We start from the raw sequence: 21743 nt of genomic DNA, 5'->3' as shown, positions 1-21743 counted from the left end.
AGACCGTCGTCGAGGAGCCCGTCGCCGAGCCCGAGGCCGTTGCCGTGGAGGTGACGGAGCCGGTGGTCGAGGAAGAGGAGCCGGTCGTCGAGACCGCGCCGGAGGCCGTCACCGAGGAGCCCGAGCCGGTCGTCGAGACGGAGCCCGTTGCCGCCACCGAGACTCCCGCCGCCGAGCCGGAGGCCGACGCCCGTCCCGCGAAGCCGGACTTCACGCCCGGTCGCCCCGTGACCGCCTACTCCGCCGAGGAACTGCTCGCCGTCGTGCGGTGGGTGGACGGTGACGGTGTCGAGCGGAGCGACGAGGAGCTGCTGCGGGCGGCCATGAAGGAGCTGGGCTTCGCCCGCCTCGGCCCCAGGATCAAGGAGGCGCTGGGCGCCGCCGTCGCCGCCGCGCGCGGCTGACGACGTACGGCCGCAGGGCCGGGGGCCCGGGACGCGAGCACGCGTCCCGGGCCCCGTCGTGTTCCGGGGGTGAAGCAGCGCCCTCCGTCAGCCGGCCTTGTTCCACGGCTGGCTGGACATCAGCGCCTTCACGTTGGCGACGTACGCCGGGTTGGGGATGGCCAGGCTGCCGACGGCCTCGCCGGTGGCCGGGTCGATGACGACGTTGTAGTGCACGTTGCCCGCGCCCGCGTTGTACGCGGAGACGACCAGGTCGAGCAGCGGCGTCTTGCCGGTGGCCGGGTCGGGGGAGAGGTCGTACTTGCCGCCGAAGGAGGAGTCGCCGTAGTAGGCGACGAGCCAGTCGAGCAGCTGGGTGCCGAGCTGGACGTTCCCTGCGAGGGCGGCGGGGTCGGAGGTGGTGCCGAACTTGCCGTTCATCCAGCTGACGGTGTTCGGCATGACCTGCATGGTGCCGATTCCGCCGTCGCAGGCGACGATGCCGGACTGCCAGCCGCTTTCCTGCCAGGCGATCGCCTTGACGAGGTTGACGGGCAGCGGCGGGAGCTGGTCGGTGCCGCCGGTGCCGAGCCTGAGTGTCCGGGACTGGCTGGCCGCCGTCGCGAGCGCCGCGCCGACGGTCTCCTTGGCCTCGTCCGGTCGGGGCTTGCTGGGCGCGCAGCCGCTCTGCGCCGGGGGCACGTGCGGGGTCGAGGGCGCCGGCGGCGGGGGCGCGACCGGGCCGGGCTTGGCGCTCGGCACCGGCGCCGCGACGACGGGCTTGACGACGGGTGGCTGGGTGGTCACTCCGGCGGGCAGGCCGCCGGCTCCGGCTTTGGCGGTGCTGCCTGGTTGCGTGTTCGCGGAGGGCTTTCCGAAGGTGCCCGGGCCGGTGCTCCGAGCGGCGCCCGGGCTCTGGGTGGCGGCTGGGCTCGTGCTCGCCGGGGCGGTCGGGCTCGGCGCGGTGCTCGCGGACGGGCTCTCGCTCGGCGTCGCGACGGGCGAGGCGCTCGCGGCCACCGGGGTGCCGGCGGACGACGCGTCCCGGTTCCTGTCGGCGTGTTCGGTGCCGCAGCCGGCCAGGACGGCGGCCGAGACGGCGGCGGACACCAGGCCCAGGGTCCGCCGGGTCGTGCTCATTCTCATATGTGGTCCCCCCACTGGTCACCGGCGGGCCGCCGGTGAGTGGCGGTCATCCTACGAGGTGCCCGCGCCGCCAGGATCGAGTGGGTGGTCGAGGGCCTGCCGCAGCACGGCCGGGGCGGTCACCAGCGACGGCCCGTACCAGGTCAGGTGCCGTCCGCTGACCAACGCCGCCGGTGTGTCCGGGAACGCCTCCGGGCCGTCCTCGGCGGTGAACCGGTACGGCTCGTCCGGTAGGACCACCAACTCCGGCCGACAGGCGATCAGTTCGGACAGCGGGACGGCGGGGTAGCGCTCGGGGTGGTCGGCGTGGACGAGCCGCAGGCCCAGCCGGCGCAGCAGGTCCCCGGCGAAGGTGTCGCTCCCGAGGACCATCCAAGGGCGGCGCCAGATCGGCACGACGGCCCGGGGGCCGTCGGCGTCCGGAGGAGTGCCACCGCTGCCGACGGGGGCCCAGGCCGCCTCCGCCTCGTCCAACCAGGCCGGGCGGGTCAGCCCGCAGGCGGTGGTCAGCAGCCGGTCGAGGGAGCGGAAGGCGTCGTCCAGGGTGCGGATGTCGGTGACCCAGACCGGGACGCCGGCCGCCCGCAGCGCGTCCAGGTCGGGGCGCCGGTTCTCCTCGTTGTTAGCGAGGACGAGGTCCGGTGCGAGCGCGAGGACGCGCGGGACGTCAGGGTTCTTGGTGCCGCCGACCCGGGTGACGGACAGGCCGGCGGGGTGGCTGCACCAGTTCGTGGCGCCGACCAGCAGCCCGGGCGCGGTGGCGGCGACCGCCTCGGTCAGCGAGGGCACCAGCGAGACCACCCGGCGGGGCGGGCGCGGCCCGAGCCGGACGGGGAGGTCGAGGTCGTCGCGCGGGGCGGTGGGGGCGGCCATCCGGCCAGCCTACGTCCGGCTCCTCGGCGAGGGGGCGCGCCGGCGACGACCGGTCACGAATCGCGGGGAACCGGCCGCCCCGGCCGTCCGACTACCTGGTCCGGGTCCGCAGCACGGGCCCTCGGCACGCACGAGCACCACGCACCGAACGCCAGGCACCAAGCACCGAACACCAGGCACGCAAGCACCAAGCACCAGGCACGCAAGCACCAAGCACCAAGCACCAAGCACCGAACACGCAAGCACCAAGTACCGAGCACCGAGCACGATCACCGACCAGGAGAGAGTTGTCATGCGCCCTCGCGTCGTCTGCGGAATCGCGGCCGCCGTCGCCCTGTTCGCCACGGCCTGCGGAAGCGGGACCGGGAGCGGGCAGAGCGCCTCCGTCACCGTCCAGCCCGCCCCCGGTGGTGGATTCCCCGTCAAGGTCACCGACTGCGCGGGCAAGGAGACCACCATCGCCAAAGCGCCCGCCAGGATCGTCACCAGCAACGCCGCCAGCCTGGAACTGCTGCTCCGACTCGGCGCGGGGGAGCGGGTGATCGGCACCGGCTTCCCGCCCGGCAAGGGCACCCTGCCCGCCGACCTCGCCGAGCAGGGCGCCAAGGTGCCGGCACTCGGGGACAAGGGCATAGCCAAGGAGAAGCTGCTCGGCTCCGGCGCAGACCTCTACGTGGACACCTTCGGCGCGATGCCGATGATGGGCGGCGGCGCCACCGGACCGAGCGAGGAGGAGTACGCGGCGGCCGGCATCCAGCACGTCTACCTGCTCTCCACCGCCTGCGCCGGGACGCCGAAGGCCCCCAAGGCACCGCGCACCGACCTCGCCGGGATCGAGGAGGACGTCCGCCGGCTCGGCGCCGTCACCGGAACCGCCGCACGCGCGGAGGAACTGGTCACCGGGATGGAGAAGCAGCTCGGCGAGGTCCGCACCGCGCTCGCCGCCGTACCGGAGGAACAGCGGCCTAGCTACTTCGTCTTCGACTTCGACGCCGGCACCAAGCAGCCGGTGGCGGTCTGCGGCCGACAGGTCGCCAACGCCGTGATCAGCCAGGCCGGGGCGCGCAACGTGTTCGCCGACTGCGACGCCGACTTCAAGCCCGGCTCCTGGGAGGACGTGGTCGCCAAGAACCCGGACTGGATCCAGCTGGCCGTGCGCAACCGGGGCAGCGAGGAGGCCACCCGCAAGGCCTTCGACGAGGCCGAGGCCTTCCTGAAGAACTTTCCCGCGACCCAGGGCCTGAAGGCCGTCCAGGAGGGGCACTTCGTGCGGCTCGGCTCCGAGGTGACCACCATCGCTGGGGTCCGCAACGCCGACGCCGTCCGGCAGATCGCCGCCACCGTCCACCCGGACCTGGTCAAGATCCCCGACCTCGCCAAGAACGGGCAGTAGCCGGTGACTTCGGCCACCACCCGGAAGGAGCGCGGCGACACCCGCCCGGCCCGCACCCTGCGGGCCGGGCCGCTGGCCGCCGCCCTCACCGCCGCCCTGGTACTCGCGCTGACCGCCGCCGTCTCACTCGGCTCGGTGGACGTCCCGCCCGGCGAGGTCTGGTCGGTGGTCGCCCGCCGGCTCACCGGCCGGGCCCCCGAACCCGGCACCCGCGACCTCATCGTCTGGCAACTGCGCGTCCCACGCGCCCTGTTGGCCGCCGTGGTCGGCGCCGGACTCGGCCTGGTCGGCACCGCCGTACAGGCCCTGGTCCGCAACCCGCTCGCCGACCCCTACCTGCTCGGCATCTCCTCCGGCGCCTCGCTCGGCGCGGTCGCCGCGATCGTCCTCGGCACCACCCTCGGTCTCCAGCTCTCCTTCGGCAGCGCGCTCGGCCTCACCGTCTCCCTGGCGGCGTTCGCCGGCGCGCTCGCCGCGTTCTCGCTGGTCTGGCTGATGGCCCGGCGCGGCGGCGGCTTCTCCCCGCTGCGCCTGGTCCTCGCGGGCATCGGCATCGCCCAGTTCCTCGGCGGCATCACCAGCTACCTCGTCCTGCAGACCCGCGACGAGCAGCAGACCAGAGGCGTGCTGTTCTGGCTGATGGGTAGCCTCGGCGGCGCCGTCTGGGCCCAACTCGCCCTCCCCACCGTCGCCGTGGCGCTCGGACTGGCACTGCTCCAGGCCCGCGCCCGGGGGCTCAACGCGATGCTGATGGGCGACGAGACGGCCGCCGGGCTCGGCGTGGACGTCGCCCGGCTGCGCCGAGAGGTCTTCGTCGTCACCAGCGTGCTCACCGGGGTGCTGGTCGCCGTCTCCGGGGCGATCGGCTTCGTCGGACTGATGGTGCCGCACGTGTGCCGACTGCTGCTCGGCGGCGACCACCGCCGGCTGCTCCCACTGTCCGCGCTGACCGGGGCGCTGCTGCTGGTCGTCGTCGACACCGTGGCCCGCACCGCCCTGGACGGCCAGGAACTGCCGATCGGCGTGGTCACCGCCGTCCTCGGCGCCCCCACCCTGCTCTACCTGCTGGACCGACGACTGGAGCGCAGTTGAGGATCGCCGTCGAGGACCTGAGCGTCGCCCTGGCCGGCCGGACGGTGCTGGCCGGGGCCAACCTGATCGCCGAGGAGGGAGAGGTCGCCGGACTGGTCGGGCCCAACGGCAGCGGCAAGTCCAGCCTGCTGCGCACCGTCTACCGGCACCTGCGGCCCAGCGCGGGCCGGGTCCTGCTGGCCGGGCGGGACCTGGCGGAGCTGCGGCCCGCGCAGTCCGCCCGGCACATCGGGGCGCTGCCCCAGGAGCGCGGCGGGGACTTCGAGTTGAGCGTCCGCGAGGTGGTCGCGATGGGCCGCACGCCCTACAAGCGGGCCTTCGCGGCGGACGACGCCGAGGACCACCTGATCACGGCCGAGGCGCTGGACCGGGTCGGCATGGCCGAGGCCGGCGACCGCCGCTTCGCCCAACTGTCCGGCGGGGAGAGGCAACGGGTGCTGCTGGCCCGGGCGCTCGCCCAGCAGCCGGACGTCCTGGTGCTGGACGAGCCGACCAACCACCTGGACGTCAGACACCAGGTCGAACTGCTGGCCCTGCTCCGGGAGCAGCGCCGGACGACCCTGGTGGCCCTGCACGACCTCAACGCCGCCGCCTCGGTCTGCGACCGGCTGCACGTCCTGCACCGCGGCGCCCTGGTGGCCTCCGGGGCGCCGCGCGAGGTGCTGACCGCCGGGCTGCTGGCCGAGGTCTTCGGGGTGCGGGCGGCGGTGGTCGAACACCCGCTCACCGGTGACCCGCTGATCGCCTTCGACCACCGAGCTCCGGCGGCGGACCCGGCCGCCGCTCCCGTTCGCTGACCGGCGCTGAGCCGACCTGCGCTGGGCCGACCTGCGCTGAGCTGTTCTGCGCTGAGCCGACCGGCGCTGGGCCGACCTGCGCTGGGCCGGTCCGCGACGATGGGCCCATGGCCGTCATCCCCGTCGAACCCCGTCCGCTCGACGACTCCGGGCGGAGGTGACGGTCGTCCGGGGCGCCGGGTCGGTGAGCGTCGACCTGAGGGTGCGCGGGCTGGAGCGTGACCCCGCCCCGGCGTCCGTGCCCCTGTCGGTCGACGCGCCCGTCCACGACGGCTCCGGCGACTACGTCGGCGAGCTGCTGGTGTGGGCCGAGGGCGGCACGACCCTGTCGGCGCTGGAGTACGCCTGGGTCACCGACGAGATGCCGACCGTCCTGCCGCCCGTCGACCGGATCCGCGTCAGGGCCGGGGACAGGGGCTGGGGGCGGCGTGGGCGGCGGCATGGTCGAGAGCGGGGCCGGGTGGCACCAGGGGGTCGGCCTCGGTGCCACCCGGCCCGCGTGGGCGGGCGAGGCGTGCCTCAGTAGCCCTCGTAGTGGCTCGGCCTGCCGTCCCGCAGCACCAGTCGGCCGATCCGGGCGGCCTCGTCATTGCGCAGCAACTCCCGGTCACCGCCGGTGCGGTGGAGCACCGCGGAGTGCCAGGGCGTGGTCCAGACGTCGGCGGACGCCAGCAGTCGGATGCCGAACTTGGACGCCCCGGCCGGCTGCGGGTGGATGGAGAGCCGGACGGCGCGCGGGTGGTGCTCGGCGATCAACTCGCCCCAGGCACGGCTGCGTTGGATGACGCCGTAGGCGCGGCGGCGGCACTCCCGCTGGAGGGCGGAACGGGTACCGGTGAAGCCGATGGTGTCCTCGGTGAGGAAGCGGGTGATGCCCCGGTAGAGCCGCAGGGTCTCCTCCTCGGTCAGCACCTGCTCGCGCAACTCCTCGACGCTCGGCGCGTACCGGGCGTGTACCCGGGCGCGCTTCTCGTCGTACGGGAGGTCGCCGAGGACGGCCCGCAGGTCGAAGGTGTCGAGGTGGGAGAGGCCCTCGTGGGCGATCATCGCGGTCAGGGCGTCCGAGTAGGCGTCTATGTGGTCGTCCGGGACGTTGATCAGATCGCCGAAGATGTGCCCGTCCGAGCAGATCAGGATGCGGGCGCCGGGCGCGTGAAGGCGGCCGATCTCGGCGCAGAGCCCGTCGAGGAAGGTCAGCGACAGCCGTTCGCCCTCGTCCGGCAGATGTCCGAGCACCTTCGCCGGGTTCGGCGACTTGCAGGGAAAGCCGGGCAGGGTGAGGACGATCGGCTCGCCGGCGGTGATGAAGTCCGCCAACTGCGCCAGCTGGAGCGGGAAGTGCTCCGGGCCGGCGTCGAACTCCGGGTCCGAGGCGCGACGGTGGGGCAGCAGCAGGCCGAGGATGCGGGCGGCGAGGGCGGTGGCGCCGGCACGGGTACCGGGGGCGTCGGGGGCGCCAGGGGTGATGACGGCAGGGGCGGTGCCGACGGGCGGCATGGCAGGTCCTCCAGGGAAGGTCGTGCGGGGTGCGGGGTGCGGGGTGCGGGGTGCGGGGTGCGGGGTGCGGGGGCGGGGGCGGCTCCGGGCGGGTGGAGCCGGGTGGCGGGACGCGTCCGGGGTCAGCGGCGGTGGTCGTAGGCGACCGGCAGCCGGCTCACCCCGCGGGCCAGGACGGCGGGGACCCAGGTCAGGTCCGCCAGGCCGTCGCCGGGCGCCTCGGCCGGGCGCAGGCCGGGCAGTCGGGTGAGCAGGGTGGCGAGGGCGATCTGGAGTTCGGCCCGGGCCAGCGCGGCACCCGGGCAGAAGTGGATGCCGTGGCCGAAGGCCAGGTGGGCGTTGGGCGTGCGGTCGAGGTCGAGGTGGTCGGGCCCGGGGAACTGTGCCCCGTCGCGGTTGGCGGCGCAGAGCGAGACGATCACCGAGTCGCCCGCCGGGACGGTGGTGCCGAACAGGTCGCTGTCCTCGGCGAAGAACCGCCAGGTGGTGAGTTCGAACGCGGCGTCGTGGCGCAGCAGTTCCTCCACCGCCCGGGCGAGCCGGCCGGGCTCGTCGACGCCCTCGCGCAGCCGGGCGAGCTGATCGGGGTGGCGCAGCAGGGTGACCAGCATGGTGGTGATCTGGTTGGTCACCGGCTCCTGCCCGGCGACGAGCAGCTGGAACACCATCGAGTCGAGCTCGGCGCGGCTCAACTCGCCCGCGTCATGGGCGGCGACGAGCCGGCCCAGCAGGTCCTCCCGCGCCGCCCAGTCGGGCTCCCGGCAGTCGGTCCGCTTGCGGGCGACGACGTCGGCGATGTACGTCTGGAGGCCGCGCAGCCGCGCCTCGTACGCCGGACGGCCGGGGTCCTGCGGGCCGACCGGCGCGACCACCTTGCCCCAGTCCCGGTCGAAGCGCTCCGCCAACTCGGGCGGCAGTCCGATGACTTCGGCGAGCACCCGGAAGGGGTAGTGGGCAGCGAAGCCGGCCACCAGGTCCGCGCCGCCGGACTCCGGCAGCTCGTCCACCAGCGCGTCGGCCAGCTCCCGGAACCGGGGGCGCAGCGACTCCACCCGGCGCGGGGCGAAGGCGTCCAGCACGAGCCGACGCATCGAGGTGTGCTTGGGCGGGTCCTGGTGGAGCAGGTGGACCTGGAGCTGGGAGTGCTGCGGCTCGGGCATGATCGACGCGAGCCGGCGCCAGTTGTCGTTGCCCAGCGCGTGGTTCTTGCCGAGGCGGGGGTCGTTGAGGGCCGCGTGGGCGGCCCGGTAGCCGGTGACCAGCCAGGCGTGGATGCCGCTCGGGAACTCCACCCGGTGCACCGGCCCGGCCTCGCGCATCCGCTGGTAGAGGGGGTACGGGTCGCGCTTGTACGCCGGGCCGTACAGCGGGACGGGGGAGGGGAGCCGGTCGTACCCGTACGGGCAGCCCGGGGCGTCGTCGTCGGCGGCGGAGGCCGGGCCGGGGATCGTTTCGGTCATCGGGGATCCTTCGGTGCGGTGCGGGTCGGGGGTCGTGCGGGGTGGTTCGGGGCGCGGTGTCGCGGTGCGGTGAGTGTGGTGTGGCGCGGGGGCTTGGCGCGGGCCAGGGCGTGGAGCGGTCAGGGCGTGGGGCGGCGGTGCAGCGCGAGCAGGGCGACGGCGGTGGCCGCGACCAGTGCGGCCAGCGCGATCCCGGTGCGGGCCCCGGTGACGGTGCGGCCGCCGGCCAGGGCGGCGGCGGTGGCGAGGGCCGGGCCGAGGGCGAAGCCGAGGCTGCGGGCGAGCTGGACGGCGGAGCCGGCGGTGGCGAGCTTCCCGGGCGGGGAGGCGGACATCACCAGGGCCTGGGTGGGGCCGCCGTTGAGGCCCATCCCGGCACCGGCGAGGGCGAGTCGCGCGGCGATCTCGGGGGCGGACCAACCGGCGTCCAGCGGGACGAGCAGGGTCAGACCGAGGGTGGTGACGGCGGCGCCGGTGAGCGCGGTCGGGCGGGCACCCCAGCGGTCGGCCAGCCGGCCGCCGACCCGGCCGGCCAGCACCATGCCGAGCGGGAACGCCAGCATGGTGAGCGCGGTGGCGGTGGCGCTCTCGCCCCGGGGGCCGCGCAGGTGCTGGGCGAGCAGGTAGTGGCAGGCCGCGAAGCCGGCGGCGAGCGCCAGCACCGAGGCGTTGACCCCGGCGGTCCCGGCGGCCCGCAGCACCTCGGCCACCGGCCGCCCGCCCGGGCGGCGCAGCCAGAGCAGCACCAGCGGCACGGCGGGCAGGGCGAGCAGCAGCCACCCCGGCGCCTGCGGGGCCAGGGTGAGCCCGAGCAGGACGGCGGCCACGGCGGCGCCGATCAGCCCGGCGTCGCCGAGCGAGGACCGGTCGGGCGGCCGCAGCCCGCCGCGACGCGGGGCGCGGCGCCACACGATCAGGACGGCGGCCAGGCAGACCGGCAGCTTCACCAGGAAGATCACCCGCCAGCCCAGGTGGTCCAGCAGCAGACCGCCGACCACCGGCCCGGTGACGGCGCCGAGCGGACCGAGCGTCGCGGGCACGCTCATCGCCCGGCCGCGCAGCTCGGGCCGGACGGAGGTCGCGGCGAGCACCGGCATCAGGACGAAGAGCACGGCCCCGAAGGAGCCTTGGAGCATCCGGGCCGCGATCAGCCAACCGGCCCACGGGGCGCAGGCGGCCAGCACGCTGCACAGGGCGAAGCCGCCGACGGCGAACAACAGGGCCGAGCGGGTGCCGACCTGATCCAGCCACCGCCCGGCGGGCAACAGCAGGGCGACGAGCGGGAGCTGGTACCCGAGGACGGCCCACTGGGCGACCCCGGGGGAGACGTGCAGGCCGGCCGAGATGTCGGTGAGCGCGAGGTTGACCACGTTCATGTCGAGCATCGCGACGAACGACAGCAGGCCGGCGGCTACGACCAGGCTCCAGCGGTCGACCACGGGCTGACGTTCAGTCAGGAATGGGGCGGCCGGGGTTGGTTGTGCTGTCACGAAGTGCCTCCGTCTCCCGTGCTGCCGGACCGGACACCGCCTCGGCGGCGGGGTCCGGTACAGCAGTCGGTGGCACGGGGGCTCCAGTTCCGAACACTTGAGGGATTTCTTCCCGGGGGGTCGACGGTCGACGGCTTTCAGCGAACAGATGACGGATAACAGATTTCGAAAGTTGTCATCTGTTATCCGTCATCTGTTCTCCGTCACCCGCCGTTCAGCAGGCGGTCGCGAGTTCCCCGGCCTCGGCGGCGCGCAGGCGTGCCACCAGCTCCTCCCGCGCCCGGGCGACCCGGGAGCGGACAGTCCCGACGGGGCAGCCGGCGACCTCGGCCGCCTCGGCGTAGCTCAGGCCGACCACCTGCGTCAGTACGAAGGCCTCCCGCCGTTGGGCGGGCACCCGGTCGAGCAGGTCGCCGAGCGCGATGCCGTCCTCGAACCCGGCCGTCGGCACGCCGATCTGCCGCTCCGCCGCCTCCTGCCAGTCCGGCAGTGCGGCGCAACGCGGCCGGGCGGCGGCCATCCGGTACCGGTCGATCACCGTGCGCCGGGCGATCGACAGCAGCCACGTACGGGCCGAGGACCGCCCCGCGAACGCGGGCAGGCCGCGCAACGCGCGCAGGAAGGTCTCCTGTGCGAGGTCGTCGGCGGACTGCACGTCCGTCAGGTGGGCGACGAAGCGCCAGACGTCCCGCTGGGTCGCCCGGACGAAGGCCTCGACGTCCGCCGCCCGTCCGGAGCGGGCGGTCAGTGCCAGCGCGGTGAGCTGTTCGTCATCCACGGTGGCCCCCCGCCTGGCTGGTCCCGGCGCCACGGCCATGCGGGACGATGGTCCTATGAGATGCGCGCAGTTTCGTACCGCTCTGTCCGCCCGGCTCGACGGCGAACCGAGCGGCCTGCCGGAGATCCGGCTGGACAAGCACGTCGCGCGCTGCGCCGGCTGCCGGGAGTGGCTGGACCGGGCCGAACGGCTGCGCGGCCGGGTACGGGCGGGCATCGCCGACGGGCCCTCGCCCGAGTGGTCGGCCCGACTGCTGGCCAGGCTGGGCGAGGACCGGCCGGGAGGTCGCGCTCCGGACGGCCCGCAGGTCGCCGAGCAGTAGGCGCGGTCGGCGAGCCCGCAGGAGCGGCAAGGGCGGGGCGGTGGCGCCGGCCGCAGCCGGTCCGCCGTGGAAGTCAGGCATGGGAAGGTCCCGAGGGGGAAGGCGGGAGCGGTGCCGCGCAGCGCGGCACCGCCGGCGTCCATGGGCAGCCGCGCGGCACGCCGGGTCCCCTGGGGAAGCGCGGCGGCGGACGCGGGCCCGCACCCTGGCGGCACGACGGCACGAGGCGCGGCCGTACGGCAGGGCGACCTGCCCGTCGCGAGAGTCCCCCCGGCGACCGGAAGTGGCCGGGAGCGGGAAGAGGGGGCGGCGGGCGCGTCAGCAGGCGAGGGCGAACGCCGGTGGCCCGCGCCGGACCACGGCATGCGTCAGCAGCACCGAGCGGGGTGGCCGGGCCCGGTCGTCGGCCGGGCGCGGCGGGGCCGGGGCCCGGTAGCCGAAGGGGCGCGCGAAGAGCGCCAACAGTGGGAGCGGCAGGGCCCCCGCGACCACGGCGCCGAGCGCGCCGAGCAGCTCGAAGAGCCGGACCAGCGCCGCGTCACCGCGCCAGAGCAGGAGCGCACACGCCAGCGCGGCGAGCACGTGGGCGGCGGTCATCCCCGGCGACATGCCGTGGGACATCCCGTGCGCCATGTCGTGCGCCGGTCCGTGCGCGGGCGCGCTCACCAGATCCTGCGCCGGGCCGTACGACCCGGCGCCGTGGAACGTGCCCTCGGGCATCACGTGCTGCCCGGCTGGCATCCCCGGCATTCCGGCCGTCCCGGTCATCCCCGGCAGGTCGGTGTCCGTGCCCGCGGTGCCGGGGGCCCCGTGGCGCGGCACCGTTGTCGGTCGCAGGCTGCCGGCGGCCGGTGGGACGTCCGGGTCGATGCCCGCCATCCGCGCCAGTTCGACGGGGGAGAGCCCGCCGGGCGCCCGGTCGGGATTGCAGAGCAGGAGTGCGGCCCAGTCCGTGGTGGCGAGCCGGCCCAGACCGCCGCCGCCTCGGGTGATCGCCCCGGCCTGTTCGAACAGCTGGTGCAGCGCGGTTTGCGCCACGACCATCCAGAGGCTGATCACCCCGAGCCCGCGCCGCTTCCCGGCGAGCAGCCAGGTCAGTCCGAGGACCGCCCCGAAGCCGCCGGCCAGGGCCGTCGGCGAGACCCCGGATCCGGCCATGGCGACGTGCGCGGTGGCGGCCATCGCCACGCACAGCGCGGCGAAGACCGCGGCGCGCAGCAGGCGGATCCGGTCGGTCATCACGATGGCACTCATCGTCGCACCCGCCCCGCCCGGTCCGTACCGCACCCTCCGGTGATGGCTGGTTCTATGCCGTGAGACCATGCCCGGCCGCCGCCCCGCACCCCTGCCCGAGAGCTGCTCCGCGACCCCGTCCGGGAGCGCCCGGGAGCGCCCGAGACCCGCCCGCGGCTCCGCCCGATCGCGGCCGGGCCAGGCCCGTCGGCCCGGCGGGCTGAACCGAACAGCTGCTCGTACGACCATCGGGGCGGTTTGACAGCACGTATCCCCATGCTCACTTAATGTGCACAGTCCAGCACGGTGTGTACGTGAATGATGCCGCCCAGCAAGCAGGAGGTCCGGTCTTGGAGACCCCGACGGATACAACGGATGCCTCGGCGCCCATTGCCGACAGTGCCGAGTCCGCTGCCCCCGCGGAGCCGACCGTCCCGCAGCGGGCGAAGGTCCCGGAACAGGCGAAGGCCCCGGCCGAAGCGGCGGACCGCGGGGAGCGGGCCGTCGCCGCCGAGCCGGCCGCAGCTGTCGAGGCCGCCGGGTCGGCCGAACCCGTCGGGACGACCGACACCGCCGGGACGACCGACTCCGCCGGGACGACCGATGCTGCGGAGACGGTCGAAGCCGCGGAACCGGCCGAAGCCAAGGAGTCGGCCGAGTCCGCAGCACAGGCCGACTCAGCTGAGGCCACCGCGCCCGCCGACCCTGCTGCCCCCACCGACGCGGCCGAGGCCGCGGTCCCTGCCGACGCAGCCGAGCTGACCGCCGACGCAGCCGAGCCAGCCGCCGACTCCGCTGCCCCCGCCGACACGGCCGACCCGTCCGCCGCGCCCGCGTCCGCGAACCCGGAGGAGGCCTCCGCCCCGCCCGAGGGCGCCGACCTCGCCGACCCCCGTTTCTGGCAGCTGCCCGCCCCCGCCCGTGCCGCCGCATTCGCCGAGCTGCGCAGCCGCCCCGCCCCGGTGTTCTTCGGCGACCGCGCCACCGGCCGGGGCTTCCACGCCCTGGTCCGCCACGCCGACGTCGTCGAGGCCAGCCGCACCCCCGCCGTCTTCCTCAGCGGCCCCGGCGTGACCACCCCGGTCCCCGCGCGCTGGGTCCGGCTGCTGTTCGGCGACTCGATGGTCAACCTGGACGACCCCCGTCACGCCCAGCTGCGCCGGATCGTCTCGCGCGCGTTCACCCCGCGGCTGCTCGACCGGGTCGAGGAGGACGTCCGACGGATCAGCACCGAGCTGGTCGACCGGATCGAGCGGGAGCGGCCCGAGGACTTCGTGGCCGCGGTCGCCGCCGAGCTCCCGTTCCAGGTGATCTGCACCATGATGGGCATCCCGGAGCGGCAGCGCCGCGTCATCCTCGACCTGGTCAACCGCAGCTCCGAGGACATCGGTGTGGCCCGCCCGCTGCGCCGTCGGCTCAGGGTGCCCGGGCGCGGGCTGCGGGCGCTCGCCCGGATGCAGGGCATCGTCGCCCGGATCGGCCGCCGGCGCCGCCGCCGGCCGGAGGACGACCTGATCTCCGCGCTGGTCACGGCGGACGTGGACGGCCGCCGGCTCACGGGTCGGGAGCTGGGCGCCTTCTTCAGCCTGCTGCTGGTCGCCGGGGTCGAGACCACCCGCAACGCGCTGGCCCACGGCCTGCACCTGCTGACCACCCATCCCGAGCAGCGCGCCCTGCTGCTCGAGGACCTCGACGGGCGACTCGAAGGCGCGGTGGACGAGATGGTCCGCCACGCGACGCCGATCATCCAGTTCAACCGGACCCTCGCCGTCGACCACGAGCTGGGCGGCCCCGGTGGCCCGCTGCTGCGCGCGGGCGAGAAGGTCGCGCTGTTCTACGGCTCGGCCAACCGCGACGAGGAGGTGTTCCCCGAGCCGGACGCCTTCGACATCACCCGCACGCCCAACTCCCACCTCGGCTTCGGCGGCGGCGGTCCGCACTACTGCCTCGGCGCGCACCTGGCCAGGCAGGAGATGACGGCGCTGTTCCGCGAGCTCTTCACCCGCCTGCCCGAGGCGCGGTCGGTCGGCGAGCCGCAGATCGTCCCGTCCAGCTTCGACCACCGGGTCCGCTCGCTGCGCTTCACCTTCTGAGGTTCGGCGGGCGGGACGAAGCCGCCCGGGCCCCGAGCGGGACGAAGCCGTTCGGAGCTCCGAGCAGCGCGAAGTCGTTCCGGGCCCCGGGCAGCAGGAAGTCGCCGCTAGTCGGTCGGCTCGCAGACGGCGTGGTCGTGCGCGAACAGCACCCGGTGCGGCGCGTGCTCCGCCATCCGGTCGAGCCAGGCCCGGTACCCGGGCAGCGGCGCGGCCACGCCGTCGAGCGCCGCCCGCCGGGCCAGCAGCGCCTGCCCGTACTCGGAGGCGAAGTCGTACGCCTGCCCGGCCAGCAGGACCGGCCCGCTGCCCGGCCGGTCGACCAGCAGCGACTGGTGGCCCCCGGTGTGGCCGGGGGTGGGCAGCACCCGGACGCCGGGCCAGACCTCGGCCTCGCCGTCGAGCTCGCGGTACTCGGCACCGGGGAAGTCGACCAGCGCGTCGATGGTGTACCCGCCGCGACGGGCGGCGGCCAGCTCGCCCGCCTGGACCAGGACGGGCGTGCCGGCGAACAGCGGGTTCCCGCCGCAGTGGTCGAAGTGCAGGTGGCAGTTGACCACCAGGTCGATGTCGGCGACGGAGACCCCGGCCGCGGCGAGCGCCTCCGGCAGCGGTCGGCGGACCGGGCGGTAGTGCGCCTCGGTCTCCGGCTCGCCGCCGCCGATCCCGGTGTCGAACAGCAGCAGCCCCTCCGGACGCCGGACCAGGTACGCGAGCACCGGCTCCACGCGCGGCTCCGGGCCGCCCACCTCGGCGGCCGGCCGGATGATGTACCCCAGTTCGAGACGGCGGATCACGCGCAATTCAGCCCCCATGTCGCAGTGCGTCGCTCTGCCCGTACGGGCGGCCGCACGGCCCCCGGTTCGCACCCTACCCGCCGACCGGCAGCCCCCGGTCGGCCTTCACCTGCTTCATCGTCAGGTGGGAGTTGACCTGGGCGATGCCCGGCAGACCGGAGAGCACGTCGGTGATGAAGCGCTCGTACGAGGCTATGTCGGCCACCGCGATCCGCAGCAGGTAGTCCGGCTCGCCGAAGAGCCGGTGCGCCTCCACCACCTCCGGCAGCTCGGCCACCCGGCGCTCGAACTCAGCGACCGTCACCTGGTCCTCGTGACGCATGGTGATCGTGACGAAGGGCTGGAAGCCGCGCCCGACCGCCGCGCCGTCCAGCACCGCCCGGTAGCCGCGGATCACGCCGTCCTGCTCCAGCTGGCGGACCCTGCGCAGGCAGGGGGAGGGGGTGAGGTCCACCCGGGAGGCCAGCTCGGTGTTGGTCAAGCGCCCGTCCTGCTGGAGCTCGCGGAGGATCCTGCGGTCGATTCGGTCCATGGCGCAACATTCTGCCAAAACACCGCTCCGACCAGCGCGAAGTCGCCATCGCGTGCCAGCCCGATCCGGCTACCTTCAGTGATCGCACCGGCCGACTGCCGGGCCGAACCGGCCGACCGCCGGGCCGCACCGCGACGAGCACGACAGGCCACGCCCACGTCCATGGACACCCACGCCCTCCTCCTCTTCCTCGGAGTCGACCTCCTGCTGGTCTGCACCCCGGGCCCCGACTGGCTCTACATCGCCGCCCGCGGCCTCGGCCAGGGACGCCGCGCCGCGCTGACCGCGGTCGGCGGGGTCTGCGCCGGGTACGCCGTCCACACCCTGCTGTCCAGCGCCGGCCTCGCCGCCGCGCTGCGCGCCGTCCCGGCCGCCCTGCCCGTGCTGCGCCTCACCGGCGCCGCGTACCTGCTGGTGCTGGCCGTCATGATGCTGATGGCGCTGCGCAAGGGCGGGGGCTCCTCCGCCCTGGCCGAGCCCAAGCCGCAGCCCACCGCGACGGTGCTGCGTCAGAGCATGCTGACCGCGCTGCTCAACCCCAAGGGGCTGCTGCTCTACCTCTCCCTGGTGCCGCAGTTCGTCGACCCGGACGCCGCGCTGCCGGTCGGCGGGCAGGTGCTCGTACTCGGCTCGCTCAACGTGCTCGCCTGCGCCGTGGTGTACGGGCTGGTCGCGCACGCCAGCGGGCGGCTCGGCGGCCGCTTCGGCGGCAGCCCGCGGGCGGCCCGCCGGATGACCGTGGTCTCGGCGGTGCTGCTGATGCTGGTGGCGGGCGTCACGGCGACCGCCTGAGAACGGGAGCACAATTCCCGGCATGACTGATCGTCCGTTGCCAGAGGGAACTGCCGGAGCGACCGGAATCGCCGGAGCGACCCGAACCGCCGGAGTGTCCGGAACCACCGGAACGACCGGACCTGCCGGAACCACCGGACCCGGCGGAACCACCGGGTCCGTCGACCGCCCGACCGCCCACGCCTGGGCGGCTCTCGGCGGACCGCCCGAGCTGCTGGAGCGGGTGGCCTTCCACGGGCCGGAGGACGTCCTGCCCTCCGGTCTCCCGGTGCGCCGGCTCGCCCGGGCCACCGTGGCCGTCTGCTCGCTGGCCGCCGCCGAACTCGCGGCCCACCGCACCGGCGTTCCCGTCCCCGCCGTCCGGGTGGACCAGGGGGCGGTCGCCACCGCCTTCGTCAGCGAGCGGCACCTGACGGTCGACGGCCGTACGCCCGTCACCTTCGCCCCGCACTCCGGGTTCTGGCGCACCGCCGACGGCTGGGTGCGCACCCACGCCAACTACCCGCACCACCGCACCCGGCTGCTCTCCGCCCTCGGCCTCGCCGCCGACGCCGGGCCCGAGCAACTCGCCGAGGTGCTCGGCAGGCTGCCGGCCGAGCGGATCCAGGAGCGCGCGTACGAGGCGGGAGCGCTCGCGGTGGCTGTCGCGCCGGTGAGCCCGACCATGCACCCCCTCGTGGAGCACCTGGAGGTCGAAGCCACCGCCGGGGTCGGGACCACGGCAGGGGCCGCACCGGCCCGCCCGCTCGACACGGCCCCGGTGGACCGGCCCGCCGCCGGGATCCGGGTCCTCGACCTCACCCGGGTGATCGCCGGACCGGTCGCCACCCGCACCCTCGCCCTGCTCGGCGCCGACGTCCTGCGCGTCGACTCGCCGCGGCTGCCCGAGGCCGATGACGCCCACGCCGACACCGGCTTCGGCAAGCGCTCCACCCGCCTCGACCTCGCCACGCCGGCCGACCGCGCCGTCTTCGAGGACCTGCTCGCCACCGCCGACGCCGTCGTCACCGGATACCGCCCCGGCGCCCTCGACGCCCACGGCCTCAGCCCCGAGGCACTGTTCGCCCGCCGCCCGGACCTGGTCCTCGCCCAGCTCTGCGCCTGGGGCTGGACCGGCCCCTGGGCGGGACGGCGCGGCTTCGACAGCCTGGTCCAGGTGGGCGTCGGCATCGCCGCCCACGAGGCCGTCGACACGACCGACCCCGACGGCCGCCCCGGCGTGCTGCCCGCCCAGGCCCTCGACCACGGCACCGGCTACCTCATCGCCGCCGGAGTCCTGCGCTCCCTCGTCGACCAGCGCACCCGCCGCCCCGGCGGCCGCCACCTGCGCTTCTCCCTCGCCGGCACGGCCTCCTGGCTGCTCCACGGCATCGAACCGGAAGCACCGCACACCGCCTCGCCCGAGCCGTACGACCCCTCCCGGTGGCTCGCCGAGACCGACTCCGCGTACGGGCGACTGCGCCACGCCCTGCCACCGATCGGGTACGAGGGGGCGCCCGCCGACTGGTCGCGCCCGCCCGGGCGCTGGGGGACGGACGAGCCGGTCTGGCTCTGACGCCCGCGGGCGAACACTGTCCGAGGCCTCTGGCAGCATCGCCGTCATGACCGCACACGCCACCGACTACACCTGGTTCGGGCAGCACTATCCCGTCCTGCGGGAGGCCTACTGCCTCACCGAGGTCCAGGGGATCTCCGCCGAGGAACTGCTGCGCCGCTTCGACGCGGTGCCCGGCGGGGAGGTGACCGGGCTGGACGAGGCGATCGAGGCCTGGTGCGCCTTCGAGGACGGCGAGGACGGCGAGGACGAGGAGGACGGCGAGGACGAAGCCGAAGACGACCGGCTGTTCGTCGCCGTCACCGAACTCGACGGCTGGGCCGTCGCCATCGAGCCGAACGGCTACCTCGGCTGCCTGCACGAGGTGATCGCCCGGCTCGGTGCGGGTGTCCGGCTGGTCTCGCACTTCCGCAACGTCAACGCGGTGGACAAGTTCCACTGGTGGGAGCACGGCATCCAGCGCCTCCACTTCGAGCCGCTCTTCCCCGACCAGCGGAACGGCTCGGATGCCGAGGCCCCGGGCATCCCCCAGCTGCTGGCCGACTGCGGCTTCCAGCTGGAGTCGCGGGAGTTCACACTGCACACCGAGGCCGCGTTCGCGCTCGCCGAGCGGCTCACCGACGTCCGGCTCGACCCGCGACGGCTGGAGGCCGCGACCTTCCGGATCGGCTACGCCCCGCACCCGCACCCCTGAGCCGCTCCGCACCCCGAGCAGCTCCGCTCGCTGAGCCCCCCGGCCCACTGAGCCGCCCAGCCCGGCGCCGGGGCCGTGCCCTCGTGGGACACGGCCCCGGCGCACCGGTGCGGGCGGTCAGACCCCCGCCGGGATCTCCTTGGCCTGGCGGCGGACCTGGAACGCCGTCACGATCTCGATCAGGCCGAGGATCACCAGCCAGCACCCGGCCAGTATGGCCAGTGCGGTGATCGACCCGGTCGGCCACACCATCAGCAGCACGCCGGCCAGGGTGTTGGCCACGCCCGCGAAGGCCTGCCAGCCGCGGGCGGGCATCAGCGGGTCGGAGATCGCGGCGGCGATCTGGGTGATGCCGCGGAACAGCCAGCCGATCCCGATCCAGAGCGCGAGCAGCAGCAGCGACTGCGCCGCGCTGCGGAAACAGAGCAGCCCCAGCAGGACGCAGATCGCACCGCTGATGAAGGCCAGCACCCGTAGCGCGGTGGTGGTGTGGGTGCCGAAGGCGGCGACCAGCTGCACGATGCCGATCACCAGCAGGTAGAGGCCGAACAGCACGCCGACCACCAGGAGCGTCTCCCGGGGCCAGGCGAAGACCACGATCCCGAGGGCGAGGGAGACGAGCCCGGCGACCAGCAGGACCTGCCAGGCGGCCTTGGCGAGCAATCCGAGCGGACCCTGGACCGGGGTGCCGTCGGGGGTGATGATCGGAGGGGCCACGGTGGTGTCCTCCTCGGGCTGACGCCGGGCGACGGGTGACGCGTGACGGGCACCGTGCTGGGTCGGGTGACACGTCGGTCGGGTGACGCAGGACGGGCAGGTCGGGTCGGGTCGGCCGGCTGGCGGGCAGGGAACGTACCCCAGCCTCTCCGCCGCCACGGTCGGACCGCACGCCGGATACGGCCGTTCGGGGGATCCGCCTTGGTCGCCGGAACGTCATCCCCCGGACACTTTCCGTAGATATTGTCCGTCGGTATGACTTCTGAAGGGTGGGGGACCCCTCCGGTCGAGCCGATCAGCCAGCACTACATCGTCTGCGGGGGCAACGCGCTGGCACACCGACTGGTCCTGGAACTCGTCGAGCACTACGAGGTCCCGGTCGTCGTCCTGGTCGCCGACCGAACCCGCGACCACGCGCCGCAGATCGAGCAGCTCTCGGGCGTCGCCGCCGTCGTGGAGTACGCCAGCGTCACCGAGGAGGCACTGCGCGCGGTGTCCATCGGCACCGCGCGCGGTCTCGCCCTGGTCGAAGGGAGCGACCAGGAGAACATCCACGCCGCGCTCAGCGCCCAGAACCACAATCCGGACATCCGCATCGTGTTCCGGATGTTCAACCAGCGGCTCGGCGAGAACATCGAACGACTGCTCAAGAACGGTGCCGCGCTCTCCGGTTCCGCCACCGCCGCTCCGGCCTTCGCCTCCGCGGCGCTCGACCGGCCCAACTCGGTGGAGATCGAAGGGCGTTACCTGCACATCGCGTTCGACGACGACATCACCTCCGACCGGATCTGCGTGGTCGCCGACCAGATCGACCGGCAGGACCTCGGCAGGATCCGGCTGCTGCCCGAACAGCAGGGCGACTCGGCCGAATTCGTCCGCCTCGCCAGCGAGTTCGGAGACGACGGGCCGATCCGTCCCGGTGGCGTACGGCGCGAACCGGCCCCGACGGGCGACCCCGCCGCGACGCGGGAACCCGGCGGCCGGGCTGCGCTCCAGGTGCTGCGGATCGAGCCCCGGGAGCCGATCGACTGGATGCGACGGCTGCGCTGGCGGCTGCTCGACACCATGCGCTTCTTCACCAGCGCCCGGATGCGGCTGGTGCTGCTCACCGCCCTCGCGGCGGTGCTGCTGGCCTTCGGCGTGCTCTGGTACCTCAACCGGAACTTCGGCTGGACCGTCTACATCGCGCTGCTCGACCTGGCCGGCGCCGCCCAGCCGGACCAGCTCGCCGACATCTCCGCCGGGACGGGCACCGGAGGGTTCTGGCAGCGGGTCGCCCAAGTGGTGATCACCATCTGCGGGATCACCTTCGCGCCGGTCGCCACCGCCATCGCGGTCGAGGTGCTGGGCTCCGGTCGGCGCGGACAGCCGCGCAACCCCGGGGCGGGCACCCGGGACCACGTGATCGTCGTCGGCCTCGGCAACGTCGGCACCCGGGTCGCGACCCAGCTGCACGACATGGGCGTGCCGGTGGTCTGCATGGAACGGGACCCCCAGGCGCGCGGCATCGCCGCCGTACGGGCGCTGGGCATCCCGGTGGTGATGGGCGACGGGCCGTTCGAGCAGCAGCTGCGCCGGGCCCGGCTGAAGCACAGCCGGGCGCTGGTCGCGGTCAGCGGGGACGACGCCACCAACCTGGAGGCGGCCCTGGAGGCGCGCCACGGCAATCCCGAGATCCGGGTGGTGGTGCGGCTGTTCGAGGACGACTTCGCCGGCCACTTCTACAAGACGCTGGACAACGCGGCCTCCCGGTCGGTGTCCTACCTGGCCGCGCCCGCCTTCGCGGCGGCGCTGATGGGACGCGAGGTGCGCGGGACGCTGTCGGTGCTCCGGCACGTGCTGCTGATCGCCGAGCTGAAGGTGGAGGACGGCAGCGGGCTGATCGGGCTCAACCGGCACGACCTGGAGGACCCGGGCGGCGTCCGGGTGATCGCCGTGCGCTTCGCCCACGGCGGGCAGCTGCAGTGGAACTTCCCCGACCGCACCCGGCGGCTCGCCCCGGGTGACCAGATCGTCGTCGCCGCCACCCGCAGTGGGCTGGCCCGGCTGAACACGGTGGCGGTGGAGGAGGACTGAGCGCGGCGGCGAAGAAGGGACAG

21 protein-coding genes are annotated in these 21743 nt (G+C 74.6%); 11 read left to right on the top strand and 10 right to left on the bottom strand.

Features of this window, described 5'->3' with window-relative positions; translation table 11 throughout:
- On the top strand, positions 1-404 hold a 404-nt coding region (locus tag ACIQ87_RS02455; RefSeq protein WP_402400361.1), incomplete at its 5' end, for a hypothetical protein.
- A gap of 87 nt (positions 405-491) precedes the next feature.
- Here ACIQ87_RS02455 and ACIQ87_RS02450 read toward each other — a convergent pair.
- Together ACIQ87_RS02450 and ACIQ87_RS02445 are read right to left on the bottom strand one after the other, a co-directional pair.
- A complete protein-coding gene (locus ACIQ87_RS02450; protein WP_402400358.1) occupies positions 492-1523 on the bottom strand; it encodes a transglycosylase SLT domain-containing protein in 1032 nt (343 codons plus the stop codon).
- Positions 1524-1580: 57 nt separating this feature from the next.
- Positions 1581-2402 carry a helical backbone metal receptor gene (locus ACIQ87_RS02445; protein WP_402400355.1) on the bottom strand — a complete coding sequence of 274 codons (822 nt, stop codon included), beginning with the start codon at positions 2400-2402 and terminating at the stop codon, positions 1581-1583.
- A 292-nt stretch (positions 2403-2694) separates the two neighbouring features.
- On the opposite strand from ACIQ87_RS02445, the gene ACIQ87_RS02440 reads away from it, so the two are divergent.
- The 4 genes from ACIQ87_RS02440 (at position 2695) to ACIQ87_RS02425 (ending at position 6210) form a co-directional block, all read left to right on the top strand.
- Entirely contained in the window at positions 2695-3795 is a 1101-nt protein-coding gene (locus ACIQ87_RS02440; protein ID WP_402400352.1) for an ABC transporter substrate-binding protein, read from the top strand.
- 3 nt (positions 3796-3798) lie between these two features.
- Positions 3799-4887 carry a FecCD family ABC transporter permease gene (locus ACIQ87_RS02435; protein ID WP_402400350.1) on the top strand — a complete coding sequence of 363 codons (1089 nt, stop codon included), beginning with the start codon at positions 3799-3801 and terminating at the stop codon, positions 4885-4887.
- Positions 4884-5684 carry an ABC transporter ATP-binding protein gene (locus ACIQ87_RS02430; protein WP_402400348.1) on the top strand — a complete coding sequence of 267 codons (801 nt, stop codon included), beginning with the start codon at positions 4884-4886 and terminating at the stop codon, positions 5682-5684. Before ACIQ87_RS02435 ends, ACIQ87_RS02430 begins: the two co-directional genes overlap by 4 nt.
- 184 nt (positions 5685-5868) lie before the next feature.
- Positions 5869-6210: a hypothetical protein gene (locus ACIQ87_RS02425; RefSeq protein ID WP_402400345.1), complete on the top strand. Its 342-nt coding sequence runs from the start codon at positions 5869-5871 to the stop codon at positions 6208-6210.
- Here the strand turns inward: ACIQ87_RS02425 and ACIQ87_RS02420 are convergent.
- From ACIQ87_RS02420 to ACIQ87_RS02405, 4 genes are all read right to left on the bottom strand, one after another.
- Positions 6204-7181, bottom strand: coding sequence for an L-tyrosine/L-tryptophan isonitrile synthase family protein (locus tag ACIQ87_RS02420; RefSeq protein WP_402400343.1), 978 nt, complete (start codon positions 7179-7181; stop codon positions 6204-6206). The two genes, ACIQ87_RS02425 and ACIQ87_RS02420, sit on opposite strands and share 7 nt — an antisense overlap.
- A 122-nt stretch (positions 7182-7303) precedes the next feature.
- Positions 7304-8641, bottom strand: a complete 1338-nt coding sequence (locus ACIQ87_RS02415; RefSeq protein WP_402400340.1) for a cytochrome P450 — start codon at positions 8639-8641, stop codon at positions 7304-7306.
- 119 nt (positions 8642-8760) lie between these two features.
- Positions 8761-10080, bottom strand: coding sequence for an MFS transporter (locus ACIQ87_RS02410; protein ID WP_402400338.1), 1320 nt, complete (start codon positions 10078-10080; stop codon positions 8761-8763).
- Positions 10081-10345: 265 nt separating this feature from the next.
- A complete protein-coding gene (locus ACIQ87_RS02405) occupies positions 10346-10948 on the bottom strand; it encodes a sigma-70 family RNA polymerase sigma factor (protein ID WP_402400335.1) in 603 nt (200 codons plus the stop codon).
- A 16-nt stretch (positions 10949-10964) separates the two neighbouring features.
- Here ACIQ87_RS02405 and ACIQ87_RS02400 point away from each other — a divergent pair, with 16 nt between their 5' ends.
- On the top strand, positions 10965-11231 hold the full coding sequence (locus ACIQ87_RS02400) for a zf-HC2 domain-containing protein (RefSeq protein WP_402400332.1): 267 nt from the start codon (positions 10965-10967) through the stop codon (positions 11229-11231).
- A gap of 318 nt (positions 11232-11549) precedes the next feature.
- Here ACIQ87_RS02400 and ACIQ87_RS02395 read toward each other — a convergent pair whose 3' ends face one another.
- Positions 11550-12485, bottom strand: coding sequence for a hypothetical protein (locus tag ACIQ87_RS02395; RefSeq protein WP_402400330.1), 936 nt, complete (start codon positions 12483-12485; stop codon positions 11550-11552).
- 884 nt (positions 12486-13369) lie between these two features.
- Between ACIQ87_RS02395 and ACIQ87_RS02390 the strand changes: the two genes are divergently transcribed.
- The gene (locus tag ACIQ87_RS02390; RefSeq protein WP_402400906.1) at positions 13370-14557 is read left to right on the top strand and encodes a cytochrome P450; all 1188 of its coding nucleotides are present in this window, start codon (positions 13370-13372) and stop codon (positions 14555-14557) included.
- A 107-nt stretch (positions 14558-14664) separates the two neighbouring features.
- Here the strand turns inward: ACIQ87_RS02390 and ACIQ87_RS02385 are convergent, their stop codons facing one another.
- Both ACIQ87_RS02385 and ACIQ87_RS02380 read right to left on the bottom strand, forming a co-directional pair.
- Positions 14665-15372 (bottom strand): N-acyl homoserine lactonase family protein, encoded by a 708-nt coding sequence (locus ACIQ87_RS02385; protein WP_402400327.1) that lies wholly within the window; start codon positions 15370-15372, stop codon positions 14665-14667.
- Positions 15373-15427: 55 nt separating this feature from the next.
- A complete protein-coding gene (locus tag ACIQ87_RS02380; protein WP_402400324.1) occupies positions 15428-15886 on the bottom strand; it encodes an Lrp/AsnC family transcriptional regulator in 459 nt (152 codons plus the stop codon).
- 162 nt (positions 15887-16048) lie between these two features.
- Here ACIQ87_RS02380 and ACIQ87_RS02375 point away from each other — a divergent pair, with 162 nt between their 5' ends.
- The 3 genes from ACIQ87_RS02375 (at position 16049) to ACIQ87_RS02365 (ending at position 18927) form a co-directional block, all read left to right on the top strand.
- Positions 16049-16678, top strand: a complete 630-nt coding sequence (locus ACIQ87_RS02375; RefSeq protein WP_402400321.1) for a LysE family translocator — start codon at positions 16049-16051, stop codon at positions 16676-16678.
- Between the two features lie 94 nt (positions 16679-16772).
- Entirely contained in the window at positions 16773-18233 is a 1461-nt protein-coding gene (locus ACIQ87_RS02370) for a CoA transferase (RefSeq protein ID WP_402400318.1), read from the top strand.
- Positions 18234-18279: 46 nt separating this feature from the next.
- Positions 18280-18927, top strand: a complete 648-nt coding sequence (locus ACIQ87_RS02365) for a DUF6461 domain-containing protein (protein WP_402400315.1) — start codon at positions 18280-18282, stop codon at positions 18925-18927.
- A 117-nt stretch (positions 18928-19044) separates the two neighbouring features.
- Here ACIQ87_RS02365 and ACIQ87_RS02360 read toward each other — a convergent pair whose 3' ends face one another.
- Entirely contained in the window at positions 19045-19644 is a 600-nt protein-coding gene (locus tag ACIQ87_RS02360; protein WP_402400312.1) for an HdeD family acid-resistance protein, read from the bottom strand.
- A 255-nt stretch (positions 19645-19899) separates the two neighbouring features.
- On the opposite strand from ACIQ87_RS02360, the gene ACIQ87_RS02355 reads away from it, so the two are divergent.
- Complete coding sequence (locus ACIQ87_RS02355) at positions 19900-21720, top strand: NAD-binding protein (protein ID WP_402400309.1); 1821 nt, start codon at positions 19900-19902, stop codon at positions 21718-21720.
- Positions 21721-21743 lie beyond the last annotated feature (23 nt).

It is taken from the genome of Kitasatospora sp. NPDC096204, assembly GCF_044763205.1.
In the GTDB taxonomy this organism is placed as follows: domain Bacteria; phylum Actinomycetota; class Actinomycetes; order Streptomycetales; family Streptomycetaceae; genus Kitasatospora.
This window is presented reverse-complemented; position numbering and strand designations above follow the sequence as displayed.